Below are 13,922 nucleotides of genomic sequence, written 5' to 3' on the forward strand. Positions count from 1 at the left end.
CTTGCGTTTGACCAGCGCAAAAAAAAACCGCAAGGCCGGAATGATCCGGGCTTGCGGCTTCAGAACGCAGTGATCAGCGAGCGGTGATTTTCCACGCCCGATGGATCTTGGCGTTGCGCGCAAAATCCGGGTCGATGGTCTTGTCACTGATCTCCTCGACGGCGTAACGCTCGACGAGGTTGTCTTCCAGCTGGAACTTGCGGAAGTTGTTGGAGAAGTACAAAACGCCGCCCGGCGCCAGGCGTGCCATGGCCAGGTCCAGCAACTGCACGTGGTCACGTTGCACGTCGAAGATGCCTTCCATGCGCTTGGAGTTGGAGAAGGTCGGCGGGTCGATGAAGATCATGTCGAACTCATCACGACTGGCTTCCAGCCAGGCCATCACGTCGCCCTGCTCCAGGCGGTTCTTGTCGGAGAAACCGTTGAGGGAGAAGTTGCGGCGCGCCCAGTCCAGGTAGGTCTTCGACAGGTCAACGCTGGTGGTGCTGCGCGCGCCACCCTTGGCCGCGTGCACACTGGCGGTGGCGGTGTAGCAATACAGGTTGAGGAAGCGTTTGCCGGCCGCCTCTTTCTGGATGCGCATGCGCATCGGGCGGTGGTCAAGGAACAGGCCGGTGTCCAGGTAATCGGTCAGGTTGACCAACAACTTGACGCCGCCCTCGCTGACCTCGGTGAACTTGCCCTGCGCACTTTGGCGCTCGTACTGCTTGGTGCCGCTCTGGCGTTCGCGACGCTTGACCACCACGCGGTTCTTGTCGATGCCCAGCGCCTGGGGAATGGCCGCCAGGGCATCGAACATGCGGGCCGAGGCTTTTTCCGGGTCGATCGACTTGGGCGCCACGTACTCCTGGACGTGAACCCAGTCGTGGTACAGGTCGATGGCCATGGAGTATTCCGGCATGTCGGCATCGTATACACGGTAGCAATCGACGCCTTCGCGCTTGGCCCACTTGCCCAGCAGCTTCAGGTTCTTTTGCAGGCGGTTGGCAAACATCTGCCCGCCTTCGCTCAAGCGCGCCTGCTCGACCACCGGGGCCGGGGCGGGTTTGATCGGGTTCCCGTTCTTGTTGTACTGGCGCTCTTGCGGCTCGGTCGGCGCCTGGTCGTAGGCCGCTTGCTCGCGCTCGGCCTGGCGCTGTTCCGGGGTGCGACGCTCGCCGGTGACGAACTGGTCCGGGGTGACCTTGATCAGCAGCAGCTTGCACGGCAAGGCGCCGTTCCAGAACGAATACTGTTTGTGACTGCGGATACCCATGCGCTTGCCCAGGTCCGGAGCACCGGTGAACACCGCCGCTTCCCAGCCCAGGCACGCCTGGCGCAGACGCTCGCCGAGGTTCTGGTAGAGGTACAACAGGCTGGCTTCATCACCCAGACGCTCACCGTAAGGCGGGTTGCAGATCACCAGGCCTTTCTGGTTCTGGTCCGGCCGCGGCTCGAAGGTGCCGACTTCGCCCTGGTAGATCTTGATCCAGTGGCTCAGGCCGGCGCGTTCGATGTTGTTACGCGCGGGTTGGATCAGGCGTGGGTCAGCTTCGTAACCCCGAACCCACAGCGGCGGCTTGGCCATGCCGATGGCCGCGCGCTCGCTGGCCTCTGTATGAAGTTTCTTCCACAGCGCCGGAACGTGACCGAGCCAGGCGGTGAAGCCCCACAGCTCACGGTTCAGGTTGGGGGCCATGTCGGCGGCAATCATCGCGCCTTCCACCAGGAAGGTACCGACGCCGCACATTGGGTCCGTCAGCGCGCCGCCTTCGGCAGCGATGCGCGGCCAGCCGGAGCGAATCAGGATCGCCGCCGCCAGGTTCTCTTTCAACGGTGCGGCGCCCTGCTGCAGGCGGTAGCCGCGCTGGTGCAGGCTGTGGCCGGACAGGTCAAGGGAGAGGATCGCTTCGCCACGGTCCAGGCGCAGGTGAATGCGCAGGTCCGGGTTGATCTTGTCGATGGACGGACGTTCGCCGGTCGGGGTGCGCAGTTTGTCGACAATCGCATCCTTGACCTTCAGCGCGCCGAAGTGGGTATTGTCGATGCCCGAGCCGTGGCCGCTGAATTCAACGGCCAGGGTGCCGTCGGCGAGCATGTGGTCTTCCCACTCGATGTCCAGCACGCCGTGGTACAGGTCTTCGGCGTCCTTCATCGGGAAGCGCTTGAGCACCAGCAACACGCGGTTGGCCAGGCGCGACCAGAGGCACAGGCGGTAGGCGGTCTCCATGTCGGCCATGCCGCGCACGGCTGAGGTGTGCTCGCGGGCTTCCTCAAGGCCAAGCCCGACGGCTTCCTCGATCAGCAGGCCTTCGAGGCCCTTGGGGCAAGTGAGGAAGAGTTCAAAACGGTCCGACATGGGGCATTCCAGGCTTTTCAGCAATAAGTGAACGGGCGACGCATCGCGCGTTCGGTTTTCAATCAAGCGCTTTTCTTGAAGAGCGCTCGTGTGGCACGAATGTGCCGTTCCACCTCGGCTACAGGCCTTTTGGGCCTTTATCGACGGGGCAGTTCAAGTATTTGAAGCAACAAAAAGAAATATTCTGACCCTTCGTCGAATAATAACCGACTGCAACAGGTGGGCATTCTCACTAAAGGATTAAACCCATCCTCTTTGAAGGGCACATCATAGCTGGGTTTGCCCAAGAAAAGGGGCGAAAAGCCATCCCAGCTTATGGCCATAGCATCATTATCGTTACGTGCTTATGACAAAACGATCATTGAATCCATGTGACCTATTGGTTAGAACTCAACACAGGTTGGCGCCGTAACGACGCCGACACATTGGCTCGCCACGCCGGCAGCGAGCCCACCAACGGCAGAAAAACTCTGCCCGGCCTCGGACGAGGCCGAAGGATATCAAGACAGTCAACAAGTGAGGGAAACACCCTATGAGAAGACTTAAGCGTGATCCGTTGGAAAGAGCATTTTTACGCGGATATCAATATGGCGTTCATGGCAAATCCCGTGAGCTTTGCCCATTTACTCTACCGTCGGTACGCCAAGCCTGGATCAACGGCTGGCGAGAAGGACGCGGCGACAACTGGGACGGTATGACTGGCACTGCGGGAATCCACAGACTCAACGAACTTCACGCCGTCGGCTAATCAAGGGCATTTAATTCCGACACCAGCACGAATACGCAACCACTTAACCACGCACGCCCCATCCGGGCGGCGGGCTTCGGCCCAGGGGCTCCTTCGAGGAGCCCTTTTTAATGGGCCTCGATTAACCTTTTGGCAACGCCGCGATCGCATCCACCGACTGGCGAATCAACGCCGGGCCCTTGTAGATAAAACCGGAATACAACTGCACCAGGCTCGCGCCAGCGGCGATTTTCTCGGCCGCGTGCTTGCCTTCCGTGATGCCGCCCACCGCAATGATCGGCAAGCGACCGGCCAGTTCGGCCGCCAGCACCTTGACGATGTGGGTGCTCTGGTCGCGTACCGGCGCACCGGACAGGCCACCCGCCTCGTCACCAAAGGCCAAGCCTTCGACGCCAACGCGGCTCAGGGTGGTGTTGGTGGCAATCACCGCGTCCATTCCGGAGTCCACCAAGGCCTGGGCCACCAGTATGGTCTCTTCGTCGCTCATGTCCGGGGCAATCTTGATCGCCAACGGCACGCGCTTGCCGTGGCGCACAGCCAGGTCTTCCTGGCGCTGGCGCAAGGCTTCGAGCAGTTGCTTGAGGGAGTCGCCAAACTGCAGGCTGCGCAGGCCCGGGGTGTTCGGCGAGCTGACGTTGACGGTGACGTAGCTGGCGTGGGCATAGACCTTGTCCAGGCAAATCAGGTAGTCATCCACCGCACGCTCCACCGGCGTGTCGAAGTTCTTGCCAATGTTGATCCCCAGGATGCCTGTGTACTTCGCTGCCTGAACCCGCGACAGCAAGTTATCCACACCCAGGTTGTTGAAGCCCATGCGATTGATGATCGCCTCGGCTTCCGGCAGGCGGAAGATCCGCGGCTTCGGGTTGCCCGGCTGCGGCCGTGGGGTCACGGTGCCGATTTCGACAAAGCCAAAACCCAACTGCGCAAAACCGTCGATGGCTGCGCCATTCTTGTCCAGGCCGGCAGCCAGGCCCACCGGGTTGGGGAAATCGAGCCCCATCACCGACACCGGCATTTTCGCCGGGGCCTTGCACACCAGACCATTGAGCCCCAGGCGGCCACCGGCACCGATCAAATCCAGGGACAGATCGTGGGAGGTTTCCGGAGAGAGTTTGAACAACAGCTGGCGGGCCAGGGTATACATGGGCGGGATTGACTCGGATGGCGGCGAAAGGTGGCGGCGATTATAGCCGGGGTGAAGGGCTGCATGCGAGGCGTGCTGTCCAATCGTCAGTTGCGGTACGCCATCAGTTCCTCGTAGCGAACCCAGATCTTTTGCGCATAGCGAAGACGCAGGGCCTCGCGCTCAGTCCCGGGGCCACCGCCCACATTGTAGGAGCCGATCGCCGTCCAGTTGTAGCCGAACTGTTTGACAAAGTCGGCAAGGATCGACGCCCCGACCTCCACCGACAGGCATGGCTCATCCAGCAAGCGTTGTTCGGTAATGCCCAACTTGAGCAGGCGCGGCAGGTGAATGCTGTTGATCTGCATTAGCCCGATATCCCGGGTGCCATTGCTGTTGGCGTAATTCATGGCCTCGGCGCGATAACCCGACTCCACCGCGGCGATGGCTTGCAGCAGCTCCGGTTCGATGTCATAGCGGCTGGCGGCCTCGGCCCAGCAATACGCGCGGGCCTCATTGCTGAAACCAAGGGCGAGCAGCAGCACTCCCTTGCGCCAGGCGCGTCTCATGCCTGGCTTCGACCGCAGGTAGAACAGACATGGCTCGCAACCGTGACGGCACAGGTCACTCGGTACCCTTTGCCGTACACCGTCTTGATCAGCCCCCTACCGTCCTTCAAAATTTTACGCAGCGAACAGATGCAACGGGTCAGGGACTCTTCGGTGGCCTCGTTATGGGGCCATGCCTGTTCCAGCAAGTGATCCTTGGTCACCAACACACCGGCCGACGCCAGCAGCACGCGCAGCACCTGCCCCTCCTTGGGCGGTAGTTGAATATCCGAATCTTCGCCGGTCAGCCTGCCGTCGCCATGCAATGTCCAGCGATCAAAGACCATGGGGGCAGCCAGTACCCCGTTATTCAGCACGGCCATTCGTACCTCTGCACCCAACTCACCCTCATTTCCAACACTGGTTATCCCGAAAAATCGCGACTATAAAAAGCTCACCCGCGGTATAGGAGAGGCAAAAGCCCCCGTGCACTACTTTTTCCAGACAGGCTGCGTAGGACTTTTCAGCACCACCCCATACAGGAACAACGGCGGTTTTATCCCTCGCCCCGACGGCTAAATGCACGTTTCACCTGCTCATACTGGGAGGGTGTCAGCGGCGGTGCCTGCCCCGGCTCTGCACGGGTACGCACAGCATCCCCAAGCGCCGCCGCCTGAATGACAAACAGCCGGACACTGTTGGCCATAGGCCCGTAATAGCGTCCGGACGAGGCCGGCCCGGCATCACGCTGAAAATCCCCCACCAGCAGCCGTCTGCCCGGCGCCACACGTACCACGCTGCTGATTCCCACGCGCTCCACCGCCGCCGAGCGCTTGTCGCGACTGCCAGCCTTGCTCCGCTGGCGGCCATCCTCAATGGTGAGCAGCATCTCGATTTCACCCGCCTCGGCGAAGCGCGGCAAAACACTGACCTGCGTGCCGTAGACCACCGGTTGCCACTCATCACCGTCCTCACCCGGCCGGGGCAGATAGAACGTCTGGTGATCGTTGAACACCGCCGGCACATTCTCCTGGGTAAGAATCACCGGCAACGCCGTGACCTTCGCTCGCCGACGCGGCTCCAGCGCCATGATCCGCTTCATGAAGGCGTCGTCCACGACGGGCGCCATGACCCGGGTTGCGGAAGGCTCGCCGGAGCCTTCATGCATGGCCACGCCCAGCTTCTTGAGCTCATCACGGTCCACATCCACCAGCCACAATGAAACCTCCACTGCACGCTTCGGCACATCCAACTCCGCCACCAGGCTTTCGATAAAGCTCACCTGCTCAGGCTTGCCTTTGATCAACAGGCTGTTGGTGTCCGGGTAGGCCAGCACCGAAATATCGGTGTCGCCAAGTAATCCGGATTGCCCCTGGGGGACACTCTCCTGTTCGACAGCCAGCAGTTTTTCGATCATGGATGCCATGCCCGGCACCGTGATGGTTCTGTCGCCCATCTCGTACTCGCGGTCTGCAACGTGGGTGTTGAGTACCTGCACCACCCCGATCCGCTGCGGCCCCATGCGCAGTTCCGCACGCTGGCGGTCCATCAGTTGCGCCAGGCGCAACACATGGTCGACATAGTTCGGCGGCCCAGACACATAGAACATCCGCGCCCCACTCGCCCGCAGTGGGTAGCGCGCCTCATCGAGCCCCGAGCGGCGCATGAACCCGCGCAGGATATCCACCGAAATGTGCCGCAAGGTCACCACCGAGCTTTTCGCCTCGTCGGCGTCATAGAGGTAAAGCACCAGGCCGTCGCTGTGCCAGATCAAGCCGTGCTGCCGAGCGACCGACTCCAGCAGCGGTTGCGCCGAATCGAAATCGAACGCCCCGCTGATGCGCTTGCGCGCCGCCGCCTGACTGACAACGATCGGTTGCCCCAGCGGCAATGACAGCGCGGTAAAAAAAGTGTGCAGGCTTTCATCATGAGCCTGGTACGACTCCCCGAACGCGCAGGGGCTGCCCAACAGCACCAGGCAGAAAAGCAGCGTCGAAAAACGGGAAAGGTTGATGAACATGCCTGCATGGCCCGGGCTGAAAGAGCGGCCATACTGCGAGTCAGGCCATTTTCAATCCTGATGGAAAGCTGACGCTCCGCCCATCCTGTGCGCTTCGTGGCATGTGCCTTGCTTTGCCTTGTCTATCACAGCCCGCGCCAACGGCGGAACGGGCTCAAGGACACAGACGTCGTTACCCCGGGCCTTCATTGTGAGTGGCCCGACGGAACGGCGTTTTTTTATGAAAGGTAGCTATTGATGAGTGATCCCCTGGCTTGGGTCAACGGCAGCGATGCCCCGGAAAAGAGCAGCCTCAACCTGGGCTTCATGGCCCTGAGCGATTGCGCCTCGGTGGTGGTCGCCGCCACCCAGGGCTTCGCGCAGCCCTATGGCCTGACCTTGAACCTCAGGCGCCAGTCATCATGGGCCAGCCTGCGCGACAACCTGGTCAGCGGCGAACTGGACGCCGCCCACAGTCTGTACGGCCTGATCTACGCGGTGCACCTGGGCATCGGCGGCGTGGCGCCCACCGACATGGCCGTGCTGATGGGCCTGAACCAGAATGGCCAGAGCATCAACCTGTCCCGTGGTCTGCAACAGTTAGGGGTGACCAGTCCTGAGGCACTGGATCGTCGCGTGCACCAAAGCCGAACAAAACTCACCTTCGCCCAGACCTTTCCCACAGGCACTCACGCCATGTGGTTGTATTACTGGCTGGCGAGCCAAGGCATTCATCCGCTGCAGGACGTGGACAGTGTGGTGGTGCCACCGCCACAAATGGTTGCGCACCTGCAAGCCGGGCGTATCGATGGGTTCTGCGTTGGCGAGCCCTGGTGCGCGAGTGCAGTGAAGCAAAATCAAGGCTTCACCCTGGCGACAACCCAGGCGATCTGGCCGGATCATCCTGAGAAGGTCCTCGGTTGCACCCAGGCGTTTGTCGAGCAATACCCTAATACCGCCCGGGTGCTGGTGATGGCCATTCTGCAAGCCAGCCGATTTATCGAGGAGAGCGTTGAAAACCGCCGCTCCACCGCGCAACTGCTGAGCGCCCCGCAATACCTCGACGCGCCGCTGGACTGCATCGAACCGCGGCTGCTGGGCAACTACGACGATGGCCTCGGCAATCACTGGCAGGATCCTCATGCCCTGCGTTTTTTTGGCAATGGCGAAGTCAATCTGCCGTACCTGTCCGATGGCATGTGGTTCATGACGCAGTTCCGCCGCTGGGGGTTGCTGCGGGAAGACCCGGATTACCTCGGTACTGCCCGCCGCGTACAGCAACTGGACATCTATCGCCAGGCGGCCAGCGCCGTGGGGGTGCCCGCCGGAGGCGAGGCCATGCGCAGCGGTCAGTTGATCGACGGCAAAGTCTGGGACGGTTCGGACCCGGCCGGGTATGCCCGCAGCTTTCGCCTGCACGCCATGGCAGACGTTTCCAGCCGCCAGGCCTTGCGCTGACAGGAGGATCTTATGTTGCGAATCCTGTTGATCAACGACACGCCACGCAAGGTTGGGCGGCTCAAGGCCGCGTTGACCGAGGCCGGGTTTGAAGTGATCGATGAGTCTGGGATGACGATTGACCTGCCGGCGCGCGTTGAAGCGGTGCGTCCGGATGTGATTTTGATCGATACCGAGTCGCCGGGGCGGGATGTGATGGAGCAGGTGGTGCTGGTGAGCCGGGACCAGCCGAGGCCGATTGTGATGTTTACCGATGAGCATGATCCGGGGGTGATGCGTCAGGCGATCAAGTCTGGGGTCAGTGCCTATATCGTCGAAGGGATTCAGGCGCAGCGGCTGCAGCCGATTCTGGATGTGGCGATGGCACGGTTTGAGAGTGACCAGGCCCTGCGCGCGCAGTTGCAGGCGCGGGATCAGCAGTTGGCGGAGCGTAAGCGGATTGAAACGGCCAAGGGGCTGTTGATGAAAATGAAGGGGTGTAATGAGGAAGAGGCCTACACGCTGATGCGGCGTCAGGCGATGAGTCGGCAGCAGAAGCTGATTCAGGTGGCGGAGCAGATTATTGCGATGAGTGAGTTGTTGGGGTGAGGGGTGGGTCGGGGTGTATATCCGTTATTTAGGTAACGGCGACTATTGGTTCCGCTCTTACAGCGGCTCACTTTTGAAAAGCGCAAAAGTAAGCAAAACGCTCTTGCCCCACCACTCGGCACCTCGCCTAGGCTCGGTGTGCCCTTGTAAGATTATTTTCACCTGCTTCAGACCGTGGTGCCCTCAGATTTCAAGATCGTGAGTGAGCATGGGTCGAAGCAGGTTCTTTTCTAAACTAGTCCGAACGGTTGCCTGGGCGTAAAGCCCGATTCTGCAAGGTTGGACGTGAGGAAAACGCCATGGACCATGACTCTGCGTTCGTCGGAATTGATGTTTCCAAAAACAAGCTCGACTCATTCGTCAGCACTACTGGCCAAGTCGAGCAGTTTTTCAATACTCCAGAAGATATCCAGCGTTTAGCTAAGCATCTCAAGGCTCAGATGCCCGCTTTAGTGGTGCTGGAAGCAACTGGCGGATATGAGCGGCTTGCCGCTGCCGAGCTTTGCGCTGCTGGATTACCAGTCGTTGTTGTCAATCCCCGTCAGGTCCGTGATTTCGCTAAGGCTACCGGACGGCTGGCTAAAACCGACGCTCTGGATGCCCAGGTGATTGCGGAGTTTGCTCAGGCGGTCAAACCCGAAATTCGGGAGATGCCAGATGAACACGCTCGTGAACTGGCAGATCTACTGACTAGACGCCGTCAGCTTATCGATATGATCGTGGCGGAGGAGTCTCGACTGAAACAGGCGGTATTCAAGGCGCTTCGACGGGATATCAAGGCACATATCGTCTGGCTTCAAAAGCGTCTTAAAAGTACAGACGATGACTTGCACGAAGCGATCAAAGCTTCGCCGGCCTGGAAGGCCAATTATGATTTGCTGCGCGAGGTCTCAGGTGTTGGCAATGTGCTCGCACTTTCGCTGCTGGCGATGGTTCCTGAGCTAGGCAAAGTGAATCGCAAACAAGTGGCTGCATTGGTTGGTGTGGCCCCTTTTAACTGCGATAGCGGCCTGTACAAAGGACGTAGACGGATATGGGGTGGTCGAGCTGAGGTGCGAAGTGTGCTTTACATGGCTGTCTTGTCCTCGAAGAGCCATAACCCGGTGATCGAGAGGTTCTACAACCGTCTGCTTGCTGCAGGGAAGACGAAGAAAGTGGCGCTGGTTGCATGCATGAGAAAGCTGCTGACGATCCTGAATGCGATGGTCCGAGATCAAAAACATTTCGCTGAAATGGCTTGAGATTCGACACGGTTGCTCACTCCGGCTTTGGACCGTGGGCCGCCGCGATGGGCCATCCTTGGCCCAGCGCGGCTAACCCGGCGTCCTGCCGGGTTACCCACGCTCCAAAGCCTGCGTTCGGCCAGCGTGGTTTAACGGGGCGCCTAAGATCAAAATCAAGATCAAAAGCAAGAGCACAGCGGCCTACCGGCCGGCTTGAGTGTTGAAGAGCAAAATCAAAAGCTAAAGCGGGCACGGTCAAATGTGGGAGCTGGCTTGCCTGCGATGGCATCGCCTCGGTGTATCTGAAAAACCGAGGTGTCTGCATCGCAGGCAAGCCAGCTCCCACAGAAAAGCAGATCTGCATTCGCTCTGGCTTTTGATCTGGCTTTTAACACTCAAGCCGGCCGGTAGGCCGCTGTGCTCTGCTTTTGATCTGCTTTTGATTTTGATCTGCGGGCCCCGTCAACCACGATGGCCGCAAGCAGGCACGGTGGAGCGGGTAAACCGGCAGGACGCCGGTTTAGCCGCGCCGGGCCATGGATGGCCCGTCGCGGCGGCCCGCGGAGCCGTGCCGGAGTGCGGGCATGCCGAGCCTAAGCGAGGCACCGAGTGGTGGGGCAAAGACCTTTTGGTTACTTTTGGCTGGGCCGGCATTCCGGGCGTTTGCCAAAAGTGACCCGCTGTAAGAGCGGAACCATAAGTAGCCGTTACCGCAGCAACGGATATGTACCCAAAACCCAACCCCTGTTGGCCCACCTCTTGCTAAAGAATCCCCACAGGTAGCCAACGGCGGTTGCCCCCTCCACGACAAAGACGTCGCACACCCGGTTTGCCCTCGCGAACCCGGTGGCGGCGTTTTTTCGTTTTGGCCCCATAGCCCGGGGCCGGTGGGGCGGCCACAGCCGTTCCATCACCAGGCCTTCTCATAAGACCCCTTTACCGCTGAGGTGCGTGATGAAATCAAGCTTCTGGAAATCCGGCCACACCCCAACCCTGTTCGCCGCGTTCCTGTATTTCGACCTGAGTTTCATGGTCTGGTACCTGTTAGGCCCACTGGCGGTGCAAATCGCCGCCGACCTGCACCTCACCACCCAACAACGCGGCCTGGTGGTCGCCACGCCGATCCTCGCCGGCGCAGTGCTGCGCTTCCTGATGGGCATGCTCGCCGACAAGCTCTCCCCCAAGACCGCCGGCCTGATTGGCCAGGTGATCGTCATCTGCGCCCTCTTCGGCGCCTGGAAACTGGGGATTCACAGCTACGAACAAGCCCTGCTGCTGGGCATGTTCCTCGGCATGGCCGGCGCCTCGTTCGCCGTCGCGCTGCCCCTGGCGTCCCAGTGGTACCCCGCCGAGCATCAGGGCAAGGCCATGGGCATCGCCGGCGCCGGCAACTCCGGTACGGTGTTCGCAGCCTTGTTGGCCCCCGTACTGGCCGCCGCGTTCGGCTGGAGCAATGTGTTCGGCTTTGCGCTGATCCCACTGATCCTGACCCTGATCGTCTTCGCCTGGCTCGCCCGCAATGCCCCACAACGGCCCAAAGCCAAGTCCATGGCCGACTACTTCAAGGCCCTGGGCGACCGCGACAGCTGGTGGTTCATGTTCTTCTACAGTGTGACCTTCGGCGGTTTTATCGGCCTGGCCAGCGCCCTGCCCGGCTACTTCAACGACCAATACGGCTTGAGCCCGGTCACAGCCGGTTACTACACCGCCGCCTGTGTGTTCGGCGGTAGCCTGATGCGGCCTTTGGGCGGCGCCCTGGCCGACCGTTTCGGCGGGATTCGCACCCTGCTCGGCATGTACGGCGTGGCCGCGATCTGTATCGCGGCGGTGGGTTTCAACCTGCCAAGTTCCTACGCCGCCCTGGCGCTTTTCGTCTGCACCATGCTCGGTTTGGGTGCGGGTAACGGCGCCGTGTTCCAGCTGGTGCCCCAGCGTTTTCATCGGGAGATTGGTGTGATGACCGGCCTGATCGGCATGGCCGGCGGCATCGGCGGTTTCGCCCTGGCGGCGGGCATGGGTGCAATCAAGCAAAGCACCGGCAGCTATCAGTTGGCGCTGTGGTTGTTCGCCAGCCTGGGTGTGTTGGCCTGGTTCGGCCTGTATGGCGTCAAGCGTCGCTGGAGAACCACGTGGGGCTCGGCAGCGGTGACGGCTGCCCGGGTCTGATGAGCCTGCAACTAAGCTTCGCCCAGGCCAGCGCCACCGGCCCTCGGCAGGAAAACCAGGACGCCTTGCGCCTGGTCACGCCGGCCCCGGAGCTGGCCGCCAGCAAAGGCTACCTGTGCGCCATCGCCGACGGCGTCAGCCAATGCGCCGATGGCGGACTGGCTGCTCGTTCGACCTTGCAGGCCCTGGCCCTGGACTACTACGCCACGCCGCAAACCTGGGGTGTGGCCCAGGCCCTGGAACGCTTGCTGGTGGCACAGAATCGCTGGCTGCAAGCCAACGGTGGTGGCCAACCGTTGCTGACCACCCTGAGCGCTCTGGTGTTTCGCGGCCAGCGTTTCACCCTGGCCCATGTGGGTGATTGCCGGGTGTATCGCTGGCTCGATGGCGAGTTGCAGCGCCTCAGCGAAGAACACGTGTGGGAGCAACCGGGCATGCAGCATGTGCTCAAGCGCGCCATGGGCCTGGATCAGCATCTGGTACTGGATTTCCTCGACGGCGAGTTGCGGGCAGGAGAATGTTTTCTACTGCTCAGCGACGGCGTATGGGCAACCCTGGATGACAACCGCATCAGCGCAATCCTGCGGGAACAGTCGGACCTGAACCTCGCGGTCAACACCTTGGTCAGCACCGCGCATCTGGCGGGCAGCCAGGACAATGCCAGCGCCTTGCTGGTGCGCGTCGACCAGCTCGGCGCTGCCACCCTGGGTGATGCACTGGTGCAGTTGCAGCAATGGCCGCTGCCGCCGCCCCTGAAAGTCGGGCAGCGCTTCGAAGGCTGGCAGGTGGAAGCGCTGCTGGGACAAAGTCGCCAATCCCTGCTCTACCGGGTGCGCGATGCCCAGCAACAGGCGTGGCTGCTGAAGACCTTGCCGGTCAGTCATGACGATGACGTGTTCGCCGCCCAGGCATTGCTGTCGGAGGAATGGTTCCTGCGTCGGGTCGCCGGCCGTGCGTTTCCTGAAGTCCATCCGGCCAGTGGTCGCCAGCATTTGTACTACGTGATGCGTGAATACGCCGGGCAAACCCTGGCCGAATTGTTCAAGCACCAGGGCCCATTGCCCTTGGCGCAGTGGCAGTCCCTGGCCGAGCGCCTGTTGCGTGCCATCGGGATGCTGCACCGCCGACAAATCCTGCACCGTGACATCAAGCCGGAAAACCTGCTGCTGGGGGAAGACGGCGAATTGCGCGTGCTGGACTTCGGCCTGGCCTACTGCCCCGGGCTTTCCGAGGATCGCGCGCACCTGCTGCCTGGCACGCCGAGCTTTATCGCCCCGGAAGCCTTCAACGGCGAACGCCCTACCCCGCAACAGGATTTGTATAGCGTCGGGGTGACCTTGTATTACCTGCTCACCGGGCATTATCCCTACGGCGAAATCGAAGCTTTCCAGCGCCCCAGATTCACTACGCCGGTCAGCGCCAGCCGTTACCGCCCCGACCTGCCCGACTGGCTGCAACAAAGTCTGGAGCGCGCAGTCGCCGCGCAACCCGAGCAACGTTATGAAACCGCCGAGGAATGGTTGCTGGTATTAGAGCAGGCGGACCGCCGTGAGTTGAGCATTCGGCCAAAACCGCTGCTGGAACGCGAACCGCTGAAGGTCTGGCAGACGTTGGCCGTGCTGTCGCTGCTGATCAATCTGGTGCTGTTGTACTGGCTGCTGCACCACTAAGAGGCGAAATATCTCGAGACATCGGCGCCAGACCGAACAAACCCGGCCAAACCGCCAC

11 protein-coding genes are annotated in these 13,922 nt (G+C 61.1%); 6 read left to right on the forward strand and 5 right to left on the reverse strand.

What is annotated here, in order from left to right; translation table 11 throughout:
• Positions 1 to 73: 73 nt before the first annotated feature.
• Positions 74 to 2,338: a bifunctional 23S rRNA (guanine(2069)-N(7))-methyltransferase RlmK/23S rRNA (guanine(2445)-N(2))-methyltransferase RlmL gene (gene rlmKL / locus BLU46_RS07890; RefSeq protein WP_063032336.1), complete on the reverse strand. Its 2,265-nt coding sequence runs from the start codon at positions 2,336 to 2,338 to the stop codon at positions 74 to 76.
• A 532-nt stretch (positions 2,339 to 2,870) separates the two neighbouring features.
• Here rlmKL and rmf point away from each other — a divergent pair.
• Complete coding sequence (gene rmf, locus BLU46_RS07895) at positions 2,871 to 3,086, forward strand: ribosome modulation factor (protein WP_002553055.1); 216 nt, start codon at positions 2,871 to 2,873, stop codon at positions 3,084 to 3,086.
• Between the two features lie 121 nt (positions 3,087 to 3,207).
• On the opposite strand, the gene BLU46_RS07900 is transcribed toward rmf, so the two are convergent.
• The 4 genes from BLU46_RS07900 to sctC form a co-directional block, all read right to left on the reverse strand.
• The gene (locus BLU46_RS07900) at positions 3,208 to 4,233 is read right to left on the reverse strand and encodes a quinone-dependent dihydroorotate dehydrogenase (RefSeq protein WP_093200434.1); all 1,026 of its coding nucleotides are present in this window, start codon (positions 4,231 to 4,233) and stop codon (positions 3,208 to 3,210) included.
• A gap of 86 nt (positions 4,234 to 4,319) precedes the next feature.
• Positions 4,320 to 4,781 (reverse strand): transglycosylase SLT domain-containing protein, encoded by a 462-nt coding sequence (locus BLU46_RS07905; RefSeq protein ID WP_093200437.1) that lies wholly within the window; start codon positions 4,779 to 4,781, stop codon positions 4,320 to 4,322.
• Entirely contained in the window at positions 4,778 to 5,143 is a 366-nt protein-coding gene (locus BLU46_RS07910; RefSeq protein ID WP_063032342.1) for a winged helix-turn-helix domain-containing protein, read from the reverse strand. Before BLU46_RS07910 ends, BLU46_RS07905 begins: the two co-directional genes overlap by 4 nt.
• Positions 5,144 to 5,316: 173 nt before the next feature.
• Entirely contained in the window at positions 5,317 to 6,780 is a 1,464-nt protein-coding gene (gene sctC / locus BLU46_RS07915; RefSeq protein WP_093200440.1) for a type III secretion system outer membrane ring subunit SctC, read from the reverse strand.
• A gap of 237 nt (positions 6,781 to 7,017) precedes the next feature.
• Here sctC and BLU46_RS07920 point away from each other — a divergent pair, with 237 nt between their 5' ends.
• The 5 genes from BLU46_RS07920 (at position 7,018) to BLU46_RS07950 (ending at position 13,864) form a co-directional block, all read left to right on the forward strand.
• Positions 7,018 to 8,217, forward strand: coding sequence for a CmpA/NrtA family ABC transporter substrate-binding protein (locus BLU46_RS07920; protein ID WP_063032346.1), 1,200 nt, complete (start codon positions 7,018 to 7,020; stop codon positions 8,215 to 8,217).
• A gap of 12 nt (positions 8,218 to 8,229) precedes the next feature.
• On the forward strand, positions 8,230 to 8,805 hold the full coding sequence (locus BLU46_RS07925; protein WP_017477143.1) for an ANTAR domain-containing response regulator: 576 nt from the start codon (positions 8,230 to 8,232) through the stop codon (positions 8,803 to 8,805).
• Between the two features lie 299 nt (positions 8,806 to 9,104).
• Positions 9,105 to 10,046, forward strand: a complete 942-nt coding sequence (locus BLU46_RS07930; RefSeq protein WP_093200084.1) for an IS110 family RNA-guided transposase — start codon at positions 9,105 to 9,107, stop codon at positions 10,044 to 10,046.
• Positions 10,047 to 10,982: 936 nt separating this feature from the next.
• A complete protein-coding gene (locus BLU46_RS07945; protein WP_093200446.1) occupies positions 10,983 to 12,194 on the forward strand; it encodes a nitrate/nitrite transporter in 1,212 nt (403 codons plus the stop codon).
• Positions 12,194 to 13,864: a bifunctional protein-serine/threonine kinase/phosphatase gene (locus tag BLU46_RS07950; protein ID WP_093200450.1), complete on the forward strand. Its 1,671-nt coding sequence runs from the start codon at positions 12,194 to 12,196 to the stop codon at positions 13,862 to 13,864. The genes BLU46_RS07945 and BLU46_RS07950 overlap by 1 nt, the downstream gene beginning before the upstream one ends.
• The last annotated feature ends 58 nt before the right edge of the window (positions 13,865 to 13,922 follow it).

It is taken from the genome of Pseudomonas yamanorum (assembly GCF_900105735.1).
Taxonomy (GTDB): domain Bacteria; phylum Pseudomonadota; class Gammaproteobacteria; order Pseudomonadales; family Pseudomonadaceae; genus Aquipseudomonas; species Aquipseudomonas yamanorum.

Bases quoted from the DNA above. Each gene is read 5' to 3' on its own strand.
- rlmKL (WP_063032336.1), bottom strand. From the start codon at position 2,338: ATGTCGGACCGTTTTGAACTCTTCCTCACTTGCCCCAAGGGCCTCGAA.
- rmf (WP_002553055.1), top strand. From the start codon at position 2,871: ATGAGAAGACTTAAGCGTGATCCGTTGGAAAGAGCATTTTTACGCGGA.
- BLU46_RS07900 (WP_093200434.1), bottom strand. From the start codon at position 4,233: ATGTATACCCTGGCCCGCCAGCTGTTGTTCAAACTCTCTCCGGAAACC.
- BLU46_RS07905 (WP_093200437.1), bottom strand. From the start codon at position 4,781: ATGAGACGCGCCTGGCGCAAGGGAGTGCTGCTGCTCGCCCTTGGTTTC.
- BLU46_RS07910 (WP_063032342.1), bottom strand. From the start codon at position 5,143: ATGGCCGTGCTGAATAACGGGGTACTGGCTGCCCCCATGGTCTTTGAT.
- sctC (WP_093200440.1), bottom strand. From the start codon at position 6,780: ATGTTCATCAACCTTTCCCGTTTTTCGACGCTGCTTTTCTGCCTGGTG.
- BLU46_RS07920 (WP_063032346.1), top strand. From the start codon at position 7,018: ATGAGTGATCCCCTGGCTTGGGTCAACGGCAGCGATGCCCCGGAAAAG.
- BLU46_RS07925 (WP_017477143.1), top strand. From the start codon at position 8,230: ATGTTGCGAATCCTGTTGATCAACGACACGCCACGCAAGGTTGGGCGG.
- BLU46_RS07930 (WP_093200084.1), top strand. From the start codon at position 9,105: ATGGACCATGACTCTGCGTTCGTCGGAATTGATGTTTCCAAAAACAAG.
- BLU46_RS07945 (WP_093200446.1), top strand. From the start codon at position 10,983: ATGAAATCAAGCTTCTGGAAATCCGGCCACACCCCAACCCTGTTCGCC.
- BLU46_RS07950 (WP_093200450.1), top strand. From the start codon at position 12,194: ATGAGCCTGCAACTAAGCTTCGCCCAGGCCAGCGCCACCGGCCCTCGG.